The 15,291-nt window shown below is 65.8% G+C and carries 18 protein-coding genes; 10 read left to right on the plus strand and 8 right to left on the minus strand.

Annotation, left to right across the window (positions count from 1 at the left end; all coding sequences use genetic code 11):
* The first annotated feature begins 34 nt into the window (after positions 1–34).
* The 4 genes from ACMI1Q_RS01405 (at position 35) to ACMI1Q_RS01420 (ending at position 4,663) form a co-directional block, all read left to right on the plus strand.
* A complete protein-coding gene (locus tag ACMI1Q_RS01405) occupies positions 35–1,387 on the plus strand; it encodes a hypothetical protein (protein WP_419502543.1) in 1,353 nt (450 codons plus the stop codon).
* Positions 1,388–1,424: 37 nt separating this feature from the next.
* Positions 1,425–2,015 carry an AAA family ATPase gene (locus ACMI1Q_RS01410; protein WP_419502544.1) on the plus strand — a complete coding sequence of 197 codons (591 nt, stop codon included), beginning with the start codon at positions 1,425–1,427 and terminating at the stop codon, positions 2,013–2,015.
* Between the two features lie 63 nt (positions 2,016–2,078).
* On the plus strand, positions 2,079–3,110 hold the full coding sequence (locus tag ACMI1Q_RS01415; RefSeq protein WP_419502545.1) for a S66 family peptidase: 1,032 nt from the start codon (positions 2,079–2,081) through the stop codon (positions 3,108–3,110).
* Positions 3,111–3,256: 146 nt separating this feature from the next.
* The gene (locus tag ACMI1Q_RS01420; RefSeq protein WP_419502546.1) at positions 3,257–4,663 is read left to right on the plus strand and encodes an NAD(P)/FAD-dependent oxidoreductase; all 1,407 of its coding nucleotides are present in this window, start codon (positions 3,257–3,259) and stop codon (positions 4,661–4,663) included.
* A gap of 48 nt (positions 4,664–4,711) precedes the next feature.
* On the opposite strand, the gene ACMI1Q_RS01425 is transcribed toward ACMI1Q_RS01420, so the two are convergent.
* A complete protein-coding gene (locus ACMI1Q_RS01425) occupies positions 4,712–5,398 on the minus strand; it encodes a DUF4830 domain-containing protein (protein WP_419502547.1) in 687 nt (228 codons plus the stop codon).
* 129 nt (positions 5,399–5,527) lie between these two features.
* On the opposite strand from ACMI1Q_RS01425, the gene ACMI1Q_RS01430 reads away from it, so the two are divergent.
* Both ACMI1Q_RS01430 and ACMI1Q_RS01435 read left to right on the plus strand, forming a co-directional pair.
* The gene (locus tag ACMI1Q_RS01430; RefSeq protein WP_330057739.1) at positions 5,528–6,310 is read left to right on the plus strand and encodes a type III pantothenate kinase; all 783 of its coding nucleotides are present in this window, start codon (positions 5,528–5,530) and stop codon (positions 6,308–6,310) included.
* On the plus strand, positions 6,307–6,705 hold the full coding sequence (locus tag ACMI1Q_RS01435; RefSeq protein WP_330057741.1) for a DUF3795 domain-containing protein: 399 nt from the start codon (positions 6,307–6,309) through the stop codon (positions 6,703–6,705). The genes ACMI1Q_RS01430 and ACMI1Q_RS01435 overlap by 4 nt, the downstream gene beginning before the upstream one ends.
* 43 nt (positions 6,706–6,748) lie before the next feature.
* Here the strand turns inward: ACMI1Q_RS01435 and ACMI1Q_RS01440 are convergent, their stop codons facing one another.
* Positions 6,749–7,573, minus strand: a complete 825-nt coding sequence (locus ACMI1Q_RS01440; RefSeq protein WP_419502548.1) for a glycerophosphodiester phosphodiesterase family protein — start codon at positions 7,571–7,573, stop codon at positions 6,749–6,751.
* Between the two features lie 158 nt (positions 7,574–7,731).
* On the opposite strand from ACMI1Q_RS01440, the gene ACMI1Q_RS01445 reads away from it, so the two are divergent.
* From ACMI1Q_RS01445 to ACMI1Q_RS01460, 4 genes are all read left to right on the plus strand, one after another.
* Positions 7,732–8,418 carry a response regulator transcription factor gene (locus ACMI1Q_RS01445; RefSeq protein WP_177522402.1) on the plus strand — a complete coding sequence of 229 codons (687 nt, stop codon included), beginning with the start codon at positions 7,732–7,734 and terminating at the stop codon, positions 8,416–8,418.
* Complete coding sequence (locus tag ACMI1Q_RS01450) at positions 8,419–9,975, plus strand: HAMP domain-containing sensor histidine kinase (protein ID WP_419502549.1); 1,557 nt, start codon at positions 8,419–8,421, stop codon at positions 9,973–9,975.
* A 117-nt stretch (positions 9,976–10,092) separates the two neighbouring features.
* Positions 10,093–10,575 carry a sigma-70 family RNA polymerase sigma factor gene (locus tag ACMI1Q_RS01455; protein ID WP_177522404.1) on the plus strand — a complete coding sequence of 161 codons (483 nt, stop codon included), beginning with the start codon at positions 10,093–10,095 and terminating at the stop codon, positions 10,573–10,575.
* A 2-nt stretch (positions 10,576–10,577) separates the two neighbouring features.
* Positions 10,578–11,969: a hypothetical protein gene (locus ACMI1Q_RS01460; protein ID WP_419502550.1), complete on the plus strand. Its 1,392-nt coding sequence runs from the start codon at positions 10,578–10,580 to the stop codon at positions 11,967–11,969.
* A 43-nt stretch (positions 11,970–12,012) separates the two neighbouring features.
* On the opposite strand, the gene ACMI1Q_RS01465 is transcribed toward ACMI1Q_RS01460, so the two are convergent.
* The 6 genes from ACMI1Q_RS01465 to ACMI1Q_RS01490 all read right to left on the minus strand — a co-directional run bounded on the left by ACMI1Q_RS01465 (position 12,013) and on the right by ACMI1Q_RS01490 (position 15,290).
* Positions 12,013–12,207 (minus strand): PspC domain-containing protein, encoded by a 195-nt coding sequence (locus ACMI1Q_RS01465; RefSeq protein ID WP_419502551.1) that lies wholly within the window; start codon positions 12,205–12,207, stop codon positions 12,013–12,015.
* 21 nt (positions 12,208–12,228) lie between these two features.
* Positions 12,229–12,615: a hypothetical protein gene (locus ACMI1Q_RS01470; protein WP_419502552.1), complete on the minus strand. Its 387-nt coding sequence runs from the start codon at positions 12,613–12,615 to the stop codon at positions 12,229–12,231.
* 3 nt (positions 12,616–12,618) lie between these two features.
* Complete coding sequence (locus ACMI1Q_RS01475; protein ID WP_419502553.1) at positions 12,619–13,329, minus strand: DUF1700 domain-containing protein; 711 nt, start codon at positions 13,327–13,329, stop codon at positions 12,619–12,621.
* A complete protein-coding gene (locus ACMI1Q_RS01480; RefSeq protein WP_394979731.1) occupies positions 13,326–13,646 on the minus strand; it encodes a PadR family transcriptional regulator in 321 nt (106 codons plus the stop codon). The genes ACMI1Q_RS01475 and ACMI1Q_RS01480 overlap by 4 nt, the downstream gene beginning before the upstream one ends.
* A gap of 727 nt (positions 13,647–14,373) precedes the next feature.
* The gene (locus ACMI1Q_RS01485) at positions 14,374–14,817 is read right to left on the minus strand and encodes a GtrA family protein (RefSeq protein WP_419502554.1); all 444 of its coding nucleotides are present in this window, start codon (positions 14,815–14,817) and stop codon (positions 14,374–14,376) included.
* A complete protein-coding gene (locus tag ACMI1Q_RS01490) occupies positions 14,814–15,290 on the minus strand; it encodes a peptidylprolyl isomerase (RefSeq protein ID WP_419067290.1) in 477 nt (158 codons plus the stop codon). Before ACMI1Q_RS01490 ends, ACMI1Q_RS01485 begins: the two co-directional genes overlap by 4 nt.
* Position 15,291 lies beyond the last annotated feature (1 nt).

A 15,291-nucleotide genomic window follows, 5' to 3' on the forward strand; every position in this document is an offset into this window, starting at 1 on the left:
AAAGGGCCCCGGGCGGCAGCGGGGGACGAGCGATATGCAGAACGCGAAGAACCTTTACATCCTCAGCGACACCAACGCCTTCACCCGGGGCGAGCTGGACAACGTGGCCCTCACCGAGGACGGCGTGTGCCTGGAGCAGGTGGCGGGCCGCCATGTGCTCTACGGGTGCTTCACCTCCCAGCCGGTGAACCTGCCCGCCTTTGACCGGCTGGTGATGAGCTGGAACGCCGACACACCGCCGGGCACCGTGGTGGAAGCCCAGGCCCGGGTGCGGGTGGGCGAAGAGTGGAGCGGCTGGCTCAGCTTCGGCAAGTGGAGCCCCTACATCAAGCGGGCCAGCGTCACCGGCAGCGAAGAGGACCCGGTGTTCATGTGGCACAACGTGCTGCACGTGGGCAAGGGCCGCGCCGTGCAGGCCCAGCTGCGCATCTATCTTTACACCGACGACGAGCGCCTCACCCCCCGGGTGTGGCTGCTGGCCGCCAGCGTGCGCCCGGTGGACGGACAGGCCGAGCCTCCCGCCCTCTACAGCCGGGCCCTGCACCTGCCCGCATACAGCCAGAAGCTGCGGGACCCCTCCCTGCGGGACGGCATGAGCACCCCCGTCACCCTGGCGGGCCTGCTGAACCGCTGGGGCCAGGACGTGCTGCCCGAGGAGCTGGGCCAGTCCATGATGGACCACGGCGACGCGGACATGGGCACCCGCAACTTTTCCTTTGCGGCGGCGCTGGCCGGCTGCTACGGCTACCGGGCGTATCTTGCCTATCTGGACCCGGAGCGGCTGTGGCAGTGCGTCAAGCAGGGCGACTCGGTGGGCGTGTTCATGCGCTACGCCGCCAGCGAGGAGCAGGCGGAGGCCACCGGCAAGGCGTACCTGCCCGGGGCCTTTGCCGACGTGGAGGCTCAGATGATGGCCCTGCGGGGCTTTGAGACCGGGACGGAGGGGGCCTTTGCGCTGGTGAACGACAGCCTCGCCCCCACCGACGCGGAGGCCGAGCGCTCCTACCCGCTGGACGCTTTCTGGAAGGCCTATCAGGGGCTGGCGCTGGTCATCACCGGGCGGCAGAAGGGCCGGGGCGAGGGCTGCCCCCACCGCCGCCACGCCCGGCTGCGGGCGCTGGAGCAGGTGGGCGCCTACATGTTCCAGGACGAGAACGGCGCGGACCTGCCCCTGCCGGAGGATTTTGCCGGCACGCTGGCCTGCGCCGTGGCGGACGGCGCCGTGCACGCCACCACCGCCCACAAGACCTTCCGCTTTTTGAAGCCCACGGCCCAGGGCGGCGTGCAGCTGCCGCCGGAATTGTTCGGCGGCAAGGGCCGCATCACCGTCTATGCCATCGACCCCAGCGGCTGCACCCTGGTGGGCGACGTGCATCTGCCGGGCTGAGGCCGGAACGGACACAGCATTTAAAGGGGGTAAGACCATGAAATACAGCGTCATCACCATCGGACGGGAATTCTGCACCGGCGGGCTGGACATCGCCCGCGAGGTGGCCCGGCGGCTGGGCGGGCCCATGTACGACAAGGAGCTCATCACCCTGGCCGCCAAGGAGAGCGGCCTGTCGGAACAGGCCATCGCCGCCGGCGAAAAGCGCCCCAGCGGCAGCCTGCTCTACAACCTCTACACCATGGGCAGCGACCTGCCCCTGAGCGACCAGGTGTTCGTGGTCCAGTCCCAGATCATCCGGGGCCTGGCGGACAAGGGCCCCTGCGTCATCGTGGGCCGATGCGGCGACTATGTGCTGCGGGGCCGCACCGACGTGCTGCGGGTCTTTCTCCACGCGCCGCTGGAGTTCCGCCGCCGCCGTGCCCAGGCGGAGGGGGCTGTGCCCGCCGACGCCGACGAGCGCACCGCGAACGCCCTGCTGGAAAAGGAGGACCGCCGCCGCGCCGCCTACTATAACTTTTACAGCGAATACCGCTGGGGCGAGGCCGGGCACTACGACCTGTGCCTCAACACCGCCTTGGGCGACGAGGTCTGCGCGGACCTTATCATGCGGGCGGCGCAAGGCTGAAACCACACCGTTCCCCGCCGCGAACGCGGCGGGGAATGATTTTATGAAAATGGGGGATGCACCGTGATAAAGACCGTGGGCGTGGTCAGTCTGTCCGCCGGCACGCTGGGGGAGGACTTTGTCCGCCATGAACTGGAGCTGGGGGTGCGCCGGCTGGAACACTATGGCCTCAAGGTCAGGTTCCTGCCCCACGCCCTGAAAGGCATCGACTATCTGAAGGCCCACCCGGAAGCGCGGGCCGCCGACCTGCTGGAGGCCTTCCGGGACCTGGAGATAGACCTCATCCTCTGCGCCATCGGCGGCGACGACACCTACCGGCTGCTGCCGTACCTCTTCGACGAAGGCCGGCTGGAAAATGCTGCTTGTGAAAAACCCTTTCTTGGCTTTTCCGACTCCACCGTCAACCACTTCATGCTGCACAAAGTCGGCCTGCCCACCTTTTACGGCCAGTCCTTTTTGTCGGACGTGTGCGAGATGGACAAAGAGATGCTGCCCTACACCCGGCGGTATTTTGAGGAGCTGCTGCGCACCGGGACCATCCGGCAGGTGGAGCCCAGCGAGGTGTGGTACGAGGGCCGCACCGATTACAGCCCCGCGTGCCTGGGCACTCCGCTGCCCGCCCACCCCGCCGAAGGCTGGAAGCTGCTGCAGGGGCCGCCGGTGTTCAGCGGCAAGATCCTGGGCGGCTGCCTGGACACCATCCACGACTTTTTCGACGGCGAACGCTACGCCGACATGCCCGCCCTCTGCCAAAAATACGGCCTGTTCCCCGGCGCGGCGGACTGGCAGGGCCGCATCCTGCTGCTGGAGACCAGCGAGGAGCAGATGAGCCCGGAAAAATTCAGCCGCGCCCTGGGCTTTTTGAAGCAGGCGGGGGTGTTCAAGGCGGTGAGCGGCATCCTGTTCGGCCGCCCCATGGACAACGTGCACCGGGAGGAATACCACCGGCGGCTGGCGGCGGCGGTGGACGACCCGTCCCTGCCCATCCTGGCGGATGTGAGCGTTGGCCACGCCCTGCCCCGGTGCATCCTGCCCTTCGGGGTGAACGCCCGGGTGGACGCGCAGGCCCAGACCATCACCTTCGATGCGCCGTGAGGCTCCAAAAACTCCCTGCTTGACAAAAGTATTACTTTGTGCTAATAATAAAAGGGATAAGGCAAAGCAAGTCCCCCCTGCCGGCGTCCGCTGGCAGAGGGGATTTTTCGTGCCCGCACAAGAAAGGGAACAGGAGGTCATTCACCATGTACGATCTCGTGATCGTTGGCGCCGGCCCCGCCGGCATTTTCACCGCGCTGGAGCTTCTGCGCAAAGGCAGAAAAGAGAAGATCGTCATCGTCGAAAAGGGCAAACCGGTGGAAAAACGCCACTGCCCCAAGGCGGAGACCGGCCGCTGCATGAACTGCAAGCCCTACTGCCACATCACCACCGGCTTTTCCGGCGCGGGCGCTTTTTCCGACGGCAAGCTGAGCCTGTGCTATGAGGTGGGCGGCGAACTGCCCACCCTCATCGGTGAGGAGTTTGCCCAGAGCCTCATCGACTACACCGACAGCATCTATCTGGAGTTCGGCGCCGACCCCCACGTGGAGGGCATCTACGACGGCGAGGAGATCCGCGAGATCCGCAAGAACGCCATCAAGGCGGGCCTCAAGCTGGTGGACTGCCCCATCCGCCACCTGGGCACCGAGAAGGCCCAGGACCTGTATCTGGCGCTGCAGAACCATCTGCTGGCCGAGGGCGTGGAGATGCGCTTTGACACCGAGTGCGTGGACCTGCTCATCGAGGGAGGCGTCTGCCGCGGCGTGAAGGTGCGCGCGGCAAAGGGCGGCGCGGAGGAAGAAATTCTGGCCCGCCGCACCGTGGTGGCCACCGGCCGCCGGGGCGCCGACTGGCTGGAGCGCCGCTGCGCCCAGCACGGCATCGCCCACAAGCCCGGCACCGTGGACATCGGCGTGCGGGTGGAGGTGCGGGGCGAGGTGATGGAAAAGGTGAACAAGGTGCTGTATGAGTCCAAGCTCATCGGCTACCCCAAGCCCTTCAAGAACAAGGTGCGCACCTTCTGCCAGAACCCCGGCGGCTTCGTCAGCCAGGAGAACTACGACAACGACCTGGCGGTGGTGAACGGCCACAGCTACAAGGAGAAAAAGAGCAACAACACCAACCTCGCCATCCTGTGCAGCCACAACTTCACCGAGCCCTTCAACCAGCCCATCGAGTACGCCCAGAAGGTGGGCGAGCTCACCAACATGCTGGGCGCGGGCCACATCATGGTGCAGCGCTACGGCGACATCCTGGACGGCAAGCGCACCTGGCAGAAGGAGCTGAGCCAGAGCAACGTGCGCCCCACCCTGGTGGACGCGGTGGCCGGCGACATCACCGCCGCCATGCCCTACCGGGCGATGACCAACATCATCGCCTTCATCCAGATGCTGGACCAGGTGGTGCCCGGCTTCGCCAGCGACGAGACCCTGCTCTACAGCCCTGAACTGAAGTTCTACTCCAACCGGGTGAAGATGGACGAAAATCTGGTCACCAACGTGGAGGGCCTGCACTGCCTGGGCGACTCCTGCGGCTGGACCCGCGGCCTGATGATGGCCAGCGTCATGGGCGTGCTCATGGGCCGCAAAATTGCCCAGTGGGACGCGGAATAAACAAAGCGCAAAATGCCCCGGAGCCGCCATGGCTCCGGGGCTTGTTCTTTACTCGATGGGCACGGCGCCCGCGTCCTCCAGGCTGATTTCGCCGCCGGTCTCGGCGGCCTCCCCGGTCAGGGGGGCGTTCGCCGCGGCGGTCTCGTCGGCGGCAGGGGCGGCGGTGGAGGCCGCGTCCTCGCCGAAGCCGGCGGCGGTCTCGGCGGCCTGCTCGTCGGTCAGGGGCGCGGCGGTGGCCGCGGCGCTCACAAGGCCGGTCACCTCGCCGCTGGGCGAAGCCAGCAGGTAAGCGCCCACCGGCTCCTCCTTATACACCAGCAGAACGCCGCTCACCTTGTTCTCGCCGGTGCTGCGCCCGGGGCACAGCACCACCCACTTTTCCACCGTCTTGTTCTTGTATTTCTCCAGCGACAGGCCGCTCTCCTTCACCACCGTGTTGAAGGCGGAAAAGCTCTCGTCCCAGCTTTTGGGAATTTTCACCTTATCCACCGTGGCGGTGGCCAGGTCCACCTCCAGCCCGAAGGCCTTGAAGAAGACCTGGATGTCGTCGGTGCCTTCGATTTTCATGGCGGTGGGGTCCGCCTGGGCGGTCTCGCCGTTCGCGGCGGCGGGGGCCGCGTCGTCCTCCATGAAAAAGCTGCCGACGGCGAACACCGCGCCCGCCAGCGCCACGCCGCACACCGCGACGGCGCCCAGCCGACGCAGGCCGTTTTTGCCGAATGTCAACACAAACATGTCTTGTACCCTCCTCGTTTGTCGTGGGAACTCCTGTTTATACCTATTCCGCCGTATGCCGCTTTATTCTTGCGCAAAGGCGGATGACGGGGTATACTGAAAACAAACAAGGACCCGGGAGGGAACAGAATGGTTCTTTTGGTGGATATGGGCAACACCCGGCTGAACATGGCCGGCTGGGAAGAGGGCAAGGCGGCCTTTTCGGCCGAAACGCCCACCGACCGCGGCTGGACCGCCGGCAGCTGCGCCGCCGCGCTGGCAAAGGTGCTGGCCCCCTTCGGCGTGGGGCGGTGGGAGGGGTGCGCGCTGTCCAGCGTTGTGCCCGCCCTCACCGACGCGGTGCGGCAGGCCCTCTTTTCCGTCACTGGCAAGGAGCCGGTGGTGCTGGGAACATCCAACATCAGCTTCAAGGTGCTCACGAAGGACCCGGTGGGCGCGGACATGCTGGCCGGGGCCGAGGGGGCGCTGGCCCGCGTTCCCATGCCCGCCATCGTGGCGGACCTGGGCACCGCCACCACCTTCTGCGCCCAGAACAAGGCGGGGGACGTGCTGGGGGTGGCCATCGCCCCGGGGGTTGCCCTGAGCCTGGACGCCCTGGTGGACCGGGCCAGCCACCTGCGCTCCATCGCCTTCGAGCCGCCGGGCCCCGCCATCGGCACCACCACCGCCGAGAGCATGCAGAGCGGCGTGATTTACGGCGCGGCCTGCCTTGTGGACGGCATGTTCCGCCGCATGGCCGCCGAGATGGATGCCGCCGAGGGCGCGCCCAGCCTCATCCTCACCGGCGGGCTGGCGGGCCTTGTGGCCCCCTATTGCGAGACAAAGCCCACCCTCGCCCCCGACCTGCTGCTGGAAGGGCTCTACCGCTGCTATCTCCGGGCAAAAGATGGAGAAAGGGGCGGCGGGCAATGAAACGGGAACTTGGCATCGCGCGGTGCGGGCTTGCCTGCTGCCTTTGCTCGGAGAACGTTCGATGCGCCGGCTGCGACGGCGGCGAGTGCCCCCAAAACGAATGGTGCGAGAACAAAAAATGTTCGGTCAGCAGGGGGCTGAGCCACTGCTATGAGTGCGAAAAAGATTGCAGGAAGGGCCTGCTTGGCAAGATCAAACCCTATGCGTTCACGCAGTTCATCAAACGTTTTGGAGAACAGGCGCTGCTCGACCGTTTGGAGGAAAACGAGAAAAACGGAGTGGTATACCACCGGGAAGGCGTGAACGGCGACTATGACGACTTTGAGGATGTGGAACAGCTGATGAGATTTATCCTGACGGGCCGCCGCCCGGACGGAAAGACCGGCTGCACATAAAAACGCCGCGGCCCGGGGGCTGCGGCGTTCCTTGTCATTCACATCAATAGCGGGCGGGCGGGGCATAATGCTCAAAGATGACCCCGTCGTACTCGCCGGTGAGGGCGGCGTGGTCCATGCCCGGGCGGGCGGTCCAGAACACCTTCATGGGGCCGAAGGCCTCGATGAGGCGCACCGCCGCGTTTTTGGGGTTCGGGCCCCAGGCGATGAACTGGGGCCGGGCCAAAAAGTTGCCCATGCACCGGCTCAGCACAAAGGAGCCGATGAGGCTGCTGCCGTCCTTGCGGAAGGAAGCGCAGCTGTCCGACAGCTGGCCCCGCAGGATGTCCGGCGCGTTGCGGCGGAACCACGCCACGATGGTGGGGTCAAAGCTCTCCACGCAGAAAGCGCCCTCGTAGCTTCGCAGCAGCGCCAGCGTTTTCCGGCACAGCTCCTTGTTCCGGGGGCCGCTTTTCAGCTCCACGATGAGGGGCGTGCGCCCGGCCACCGTGGCCAGCACCTCGGTAAAAAGCGGCATATGATGCCCGGTGCCGCACAGGGGCATCTCCTTCAATTCCGCCCAGTCAAAAGCGTCCACCCGGCCGGCCACCCCGGTCACCCGGTCCAGCGTGTCGTCGTGGAACACCACCACTTCGCCGTCCTTCGAGAGCTGCACGTCCAGCTCCATGCCGTAGCCCGCGTCGGCCGCGGCGGCAAAGGCGGCAAGGCTGTTTTCCGGCACCGACTTGTCCGGGCTGTGCAGCCCCCGATGGGCGTAGCACCAGCCGGAGAACGGCGCCTTTTTGGCAAAGGGCGCATGCCCCGGCAAAAGCAGAAACAGGGCCAGCAGCGCCAGCGCGGCGGCTGCCAGCAGGCATTCGATGATCATTTCCCACACACCCTCCTTTTCAGGGATGGCTTTATTGTACCGCCCCGGCGGGCCACCGTCAACGAAAAGCGGGGCTTTTTTACCGCCGTTTCACACTTTCGCCACATTCACCCGCTATGATGAAAGAGTAGAAAAAGACCGCAAGGGAGGCACAAAGCATGGCAAAAATTCTGATCGTGGACGACGAGCCCCGCATCCGGGACCTGATCCGGGCACATCTGGAGCATGAGGGCTTTTCCTGCGAGGAGGCGGGGGACGGCGGCGCCGCCCTGGCCGCCCTGTCCGGCGGGGACGTGGATCTGGTGATTTTGGACATCATGATGCCCTTTGTGGACGGCATGACCTGCCTCAAGGAGATGCGCAGCCGCAAGATCACCACCCCGGTCATCATGCTCACCGCCCGGGGCGAGGAATACGACAAGCTGGCGGGCCTTGAGGGCGGAGCGGACGACTATGTGGTCAAGCCCTTCAGCCCCCGGGAGCTGGTGGCCCGGGTGAAGGCGGTGCTGGGGCGCACCATGCCCCGGGCTGAGGCCGAGGGCGGCACCCACACCTTTGGCGGGCTGGTGATCGACCAGGCCAGCCACAGCGTGAAGGTGGACGGCCAGGAGGCCAGCCTCACCCCCAAGGAGTTCGACCTGCTGGTGTTTCTGGCCACCAACCGGGGCATCGCCCTCAGCCGCGAGCGCATCCTGCAAAAGGTGTGGAACTACGACTACTTCGGCGAGGACCGCACGGTGGACACCCACATCAAGATGCTCCGCAGCCACCTGGGCCGCTATCGGGACGCCATCGTCACCGTGTGGGGCATCGGCTACAAATTCGATCCGGACGCGGTGAAGTAAATGAACACAGCAAAGAAAGCGGCGGCCCGCGCCGGGCGCGGGGCCTTTTTCAGCCTGCGCTATCAGATGATGATCGTGTTCTGCGTTGTGGTGGCGCTGGTGCTGGGGCTGGTGTGGTTCATCTCCGCCCAGCTGCTGCAGCCGCTCTACAACCGGCACATCTACAATTACCTCAACACCCAGGTGGACCGGCTGGCGGCCATGATCGAAAGCTGCGACGCGCCGGTGAGCTACCGGGCCTTCGCCTTTTCCGATGCGGTGAAGAACGACGAGTTCTGGGCCAGCGTGGACGAGGCCGCGCGGGACGGGCGGCTCGACTTCCGCAACTGCTGCGTGGACATCGCCGATTCCACCCTGCGCCATGTGGCCAGCAGCGAGAACGTCTATCCCTGCCTGCTGCACGAGTCGGCGGGCGATCTGTTCGGCGGCAAGATCACCACCAAGCGGGACAGCGACACCATCACCGCCTTCCGCCAGGCGGTGATGGCGAACGGCTCGGTGCGCCAGATCGTGGGCACCTCCAGCGGCGCCCAGCAGATGGTGGTGGGCAAGCTGGCCAAAAACGGCGAGTGGGGCAGCTACTCGGTCATCATCTCCACCACCCTCACCCGCGTCAGCGAGGCGGCGGTGGTGCAGGGCCAGCTGATGCCCGCCATCTTCGTGTGCATGCTGGCGCTGGCGGTGGGCGTGTCCTGGCTGCTCAGCCGCTGGCTCACCCGGCCTTTGAGCGAACTGTCCGGTGCGGCCAAAAAGATGGCCGACGGCGACTATTCCGTGCGGGTGCGGGTGCCCCATTCCGACGAGATAGGCCGTCTGGCGGACGAGTTCAACCACATGGCGGACCAGGTCTCCCGCTCTGCCCAGCTCCAGCGGGAGCTGCTGGCCAACGTCAGCCACGACCTGCGCACGCCTCTTACCCTCATCAAGGGCTATGCCGAGACGGTGCGCGACCTCACCGGCGACGACGCGGCCAAGCGCACCGACCAGCTGAACGTCATCGTGGACGAGACCGACCGGCTGTCGGGCCTTGTGAACAGCGTGATGGAGCTGTCCAAGGTGTCCAGCGGCACCGAGCAGCCCCAGCGGGTGCGCTTTGACATGAGCCAGCTCTGCGAGGAGGTGGCCCAGCGCTACGAGGCGGTGTGCGCCCAGAACGGCTGCCGGCTCCAGCTGCAGGCGGACGAGCCCGCCATGGTCAGCGCCGACCCGGCCATGATGGAGCGGGTGCTCCACAACCTCCTGGGCAACGCCATGCACCACGTGGGCGAGGACGGCGTGTTCATCCTGCGGGTGGTGCCCAAAGAGGGCTGCGCCCGGGTGGAGGTGGAGGACCACGGCGCGGGCATCGCCCCCGAGGACCTGCCCTACATCTTCGACCGCTACTACCGCAGCCGCTCCGACGCGGGCAAGGTGGGCACCGGGCTGGGCCTGTCCATCACCAAGGCCATCCTGCGGGGCCACGGCTTCCGCTTCGGGGTGGACAGCACCGTGGGCAAAGGCACCACCTTCTGGTTTGAGGCCACCGACGAAGCCCCCGGCGACGCAAAGCACAAATAAACAACGGCAAAAGGCCGTCCTGTGAAAAAACAGGGCGGCCCTTTTTTGCTTTTTTCGCCCGCCTGTGCAATAATAGGCGGAGAAACAAAGTATACAGAACGGAAGGGGGCGCGGGGCATGAAGCTTGCGGCAGACAGAGTGCTCACGCCGGAAGAGGCGGTGGAGCACTACGGTCCGCTGGTGCTGCGCACGGCCTTTGGACTTGTGAAGAACATGCAGGACGCCGAGGACATCGCCCAGGAGGTGTTCTTGACCCTGCTCAAAAAAGACCCGGCCTTCGACGGCCCCGACCACCAGCAGGCCTGGCTGCTGCGCTGCACCATCAACCGCTGCAAAAGCCACTTCCGCAGCGTGTGGCAGAGCCGCACCGACGGCCTGGACGAGACCTTGAGCATCCCCTTCACCCCCGCCGAGAGCGAGGTGATGAAGGCGGTGGGGGACCTGCCCATGAAGTACCGGCAGGTCATCTACCTGCACTACATACAGGGCTATTCCACCGCCGAGATCGCAAAGCTGCTGGAGCTGAACCAGAACACCGTGCTCAGCCAGCTGGCCCGGGGCCGGGCGATGCTGAAAAAAACACTGAAAGGGGAGTTTTGACCATGCCCGACCACAAAGACTATCAGAGCGCCATGGACAAGGTCGCTCCCAGCGAGGACTGGAAGGCCGCCACCCTGCAAAAGATGGCCGCCGCCCGCGCCCAGCAGGAAAGACCCAAGGCCGCCCCCCGGCTGCGGGTGGCCAAAAAGGTGGGCGTTCCCCTGGCCGCGGCCGCCGCGGTGGCCCTGATGGCGGTGCCCGCGGCGCTGCGCAGCGGGCTGTTTGCCGCCTCCGGCGGCACCGCGCCCCAGACCGCTATGCTGTACAGCGCCGCCGCACAAGACGAAGCCGCCACCTCCGAGGCCGCCATGGCGGAGGAGAATATGCAGGACGGAATGCAGGCCAAGGGCGCGCCCGCCGCTCCCCGGGATTTTGATTTGGGCGAGTACGAGGGCCTGCCGGTGCTGGTGCTGGGGGATGACTCCGCCGGCATGGGCGGCGGGGTGACCTTCGTGGCCGAACGCCTGGACGACATCCGGGGAAATAACCCCACCTGGAACATCACAGCCAACCAGCTGCCCGCCACCCTGCCGGTGTGGCACGCCCAGAACGGCGAACACGCCGGCCCCCTCACCGGCCTGCTGGACCGCACCGCCGACGCGCTGGGCCTGCCCCTTGTGCTGGACGAGGAAGAGGAGGCCCCCACCGGCTACCCCAGCCCGGACCTCTGGCCTTACAGCGCCTTTGGCGACCTGATGGACCCGGAGCACTGGGACCCGGAACGCCCCCTCTATGAGCAGGAGGACCCCTCCAAGGCAAAGGTGTGGAGCGTTTCCGCGTCCGGCACCACGGTCAACGCCTTCCGGGACGGGGATGGAACGTTGGGCGACCCCCGGGCGGGGGACGAGGCGGCCCTGGCCCTGTTCGGGGAGCTGGCGGGCATTGAAACGCCCGGATACGAGCTGTGCACCGATGTCAACTATTACGGCGAGGAGAACTGTTTTCAGCACTTCTGCTTTGAGGCCGGAGGCGCCACGGTGACCGAACGCCTCCTCAATTACAGCTTCCGACGGGTGAAGGGGAATCTGGACGGTACCGGCGAACTGTGCCATTTCAACCTGACCTTCCCGCCCGAGAGCGAAACGGTGGGCGACTACCCCCTGCGCACCCCCGAGGAGGCAAAGGCCGCCCTGCAAACGGTGCTGGACGAGGAGCAGGCCAGCGGCATGCGGGAATACGACCTGTCGGTGGAGCAGGTGGAGGGCTGGCAGCTGGAGTACGCCCAGAGCAGCATGAATCCCTACATCCAGCCGGTCTACCGCTTCTGGCTGAAAACGGACCTGACCCCCGAAGATGCCTTTTATGAAAACGCCGAGGGCAATGTGTACGTGAGCTACACCGTCAGCGCCCTGCCCGAAGGATACTGCATCCCCTTTGAGGAAGCGTTCAACTGAAAAAACTCCCCCGCCCGGACCCCGGGCGGGGGAGTTCTCTTTTTCAGCTGTTATAGGGCGGTTCGGGCATGATGATGGCCGCCACGATGTAGGCGATCAGGCCGCTGCCCCACCAGATGGTCAGGGCCACGGCGGCAAGACGCACCAGCGTGGGGTCCAGGTTGAAGTACTCGGCGATGCCGCTGCACACGCCGCACAGCATCTTTTCACGCCCTTTGTAAAGCCGTTTCGGTTCCATTGTTTCCTCCTTGCTGCCGGGTCAGAACAGGCAGATGCCGGGGCCCCAGCCAAAGCGGTGGCGGGCGGCCACGCCGTCGGCCCAGTTTTCCACGCCGTCGGTCCAGCGGTCCACATCGTCCTCAAAGTCGTCGGCCCAGTCGTTCATGTCGTCCTCGAAATCATTGGCCCAATCGTCCATATCGTCTTCAAAGTCCTCGGCCCAGTGCTCCGCGTCATCGGCCCAGCCCAAAGCCCGCTCCAGCCAGCCGGGCACCCAGCCGTGGTAGTGGCGCTGGGAAAGATTGGTGTAGTTCATCGCCTGCCGCGCCGCATCCGGGCCGCCGGTGGCATAGCCCATCAGCATCAAAGTAAGGCCCAGCACCGCCACCGCGACGGCCACGGCAAAAACCTTCAGAATGCCTTTCATCCCTTAAGCCTCCTTTTTCCCGGTCAGGGCCCGCCAGGCCCGCTTTGCCAGCCGCCAGCACGCCGGCAGCAGCCAGGCCACCAGCCACACCGCCGCCGTGATGAGGGCGACGCCCAGCGCCAGCCCCAGCAGACACAGGCCCACCATGAACAGCCCTGTGGGCCAGCCGGCGGCAAAGGCGGCGGGGGTGTTGGCCACCAGCACCGTCACGATGCCGATAACGGTGCCCACGCCCCCGAAGAAGAAGCCGAAGGCCGCGCCCACGATGCCCATCAGCACGCCGAAAACGGCGCCCGCCAGGCCGATCCACAGCGGGAACAGCACCACCGCCAAAATGATGAGCAGGATGGTGCGGTCGCTCATGCCCTTGCGGGGCGGCGCAGGCTGCGCCGCGCCGGGCCGCGCATAGGGCGGCAGGGGAATGGAAGCCCCCGCCGCGGCGGAAGAAGCCGGCGGCGCGCCGGCGCCCGCGGGGCCCGCTGCTTGCGCTTCCTGCGCCGCGGGTCCCTGCTGCACCCGGCTGCCGGGCACGTTGGCCCGGATGATGGCCGCCACCTTTTCCGGACTGCCCAGTTCCGCCAGCACCTGAGCCTCCTGCTCCGGGCCGGCGTCATCCAGATATTCCTCGTAAAAACGGATGGCCTCGGCCCGCTCCTCATCCGTCACGTCGCTCAGCAGCTCGTTCAGCCGCCGCAAAAATTCTTCACGGGTCATTGTGCATCCCCCTCGTTCAATAGCATTGCGTCGATCGCCTGCCGGTATTCCACCCATTCCGTCCGCAGCTTTGCCAGCGTTTCGGCGCCGGAGGGCGTCAGCCGGTAATAGCGCCGGTTGCGCCCGGCGAACTCCTGGTCGTAGGTCTCCAGATGGCCTTCCTTCTGCAGCCGGCGCAGCACCGGGTAAAGGGTGCTCTCGCTGACCATCATGATCTGGCGCACCTGCTGGGTGATGCGGTAGCCGTAGGTGGGTTCCCGCTCGGCAGTGCTCAGCACCAGCGCGTCCAGCAGAGCTGCCCCTGTGTTGAACGCCATGCCATCGCCTCCTTTGTGATTATGGCAATATTATATCTGATATAATATTGGATGTCAATAGCATATTGCGAAAAATAAAACCCCCTCGCCGGGCGGCGGGGAAGGGGGCGGGAAAGCGGGCGGTGAGGGCGCGTGAGGGGCGGCAAAGCAAAAGATGCAAAAAGCGAGGGACGAGGGCCGGCGGGGCAAGGGCGCAAAAGCGGGGGCGGGCGCAAAAAATCCCTCCCCGCAGCCGGGGAGGGAAAAGGCGGGGCGTTAGCCGGGGTGCCGTAAGAAAACGGCGCCGGGAAAAGGGCGATTTTGCGGTATCGCGGCGTCAAAGCGCCTTGACAACCACCAAGGGTGCCGGGGCGGCAAAGCCGCGAAGGCCCCGGTGGGGCCTTCGACCGGCAGGGCGGTCCACAAAGCGGAGCGGGCGCACCCTCGTCGCGCCCGCAGCCCTGCGGCGCTTTTCCTTGCGCTCCCATCAAAATCGCCCATTTCCTGGTGCGGAGCAGTCCGGGTCCGCGAAGCGGCCAAGGCCCCGGCGGGGCCTTGGACCGGCTGGGCGGTCTGCAAAGCAGAGCGGGCGCATCTTTGTTGCGCCCGCAGCCCGCGCCCCAGGATTTTGGATGAAGAAAGCACGCAGAGCGGCCCCGCAAGCCTTGGTGGCTTGGGGGCCGCTCTGCGTGTTTTATGCGCCAAAATCCTCAGGCAAAACCGCCGTTTTCTTATGCCACCCCGGCTTTCAGCCCTTCTTTTTAAAGATGATGAGTTTGGAAAAAACGTAGTTCGCCACGATGACCATCACGTTGGAGAACACCTTCACGCCCAAGAACCAGAGATTCTGGCGCTCGGGGGCGATGAGCATCGGGCCCAGCAGGTCCGCGCCCAGCCACATCACCGCCACGTCCAGCACCAGGGTGCCCAGGCGGCAGGTGACGAAGGAAACGAACTCCCGCACCGCGGCCATGCCTTTGGCGCTGCTGCAGAACACCCACAGCCGGTTGGTGACATAGGCGAAGAGGATGCACAGGATGTTGTCCAGCACGGTGTTCACGGTGGTGGGCAGGCCCAAAAAGCGGAACACCATGGCCAGCACGATGTTGAGCAGGGTGGCAAGCCCGCCGAAGAACAGATAGGCGATGCCCTCGCGGTACTTCAAAAGCAGCGCCTTAGCCTTGGCGATCATTCCTCCACCACCCGCACGCTCTCCATCACCACAGGGGTGAGGGGACGGTCGTTGTAGTCGGTGGCAACTTGGGCGATGCGGTCCACCACGTCCATGCCGGCCACCACATGGCCGAAGGCGGCGTAGCCGCCGTCCAGGTGGGGCGCGTCCTCATGCATGATGAAGAACTGGCTGCCGGCGCTGTTGGGGTCCATGGCGCGGGCCATGCTGATGACGCCCCGGGTGTGCTTGATGGGGTTGGGCACGCCGTTGCGGGCAAACTCGCCCTTGATGTGCCAGCCGGGGCCGCCCATGCCGGTGCCGTCCGGGCAGCCGCCCTGGATCATGAAGCCGGGGATGATGCGGTGGAAGGTCAGCCCGTCATAAAAGCCGTCCTTGACCAGCTTGAGGAAATTCTCCACGGTGATGGGGGCGGCCTGCGCGTCCAGCTCCAGGTCGATGACGCCGCCGTCCTGCATGGTGATGCGAACCATA

The sequence above is a fragment of the Candidatus Allofournierella excrementavium genome (assembly GCF_048526665.1).
Classification (GTDB): Bacteria; Bacillota; Clostridia; order Oscillospirales; family Ruminococcaceae; genus Allofournierella_A; species Allofournierella_A excrementavium.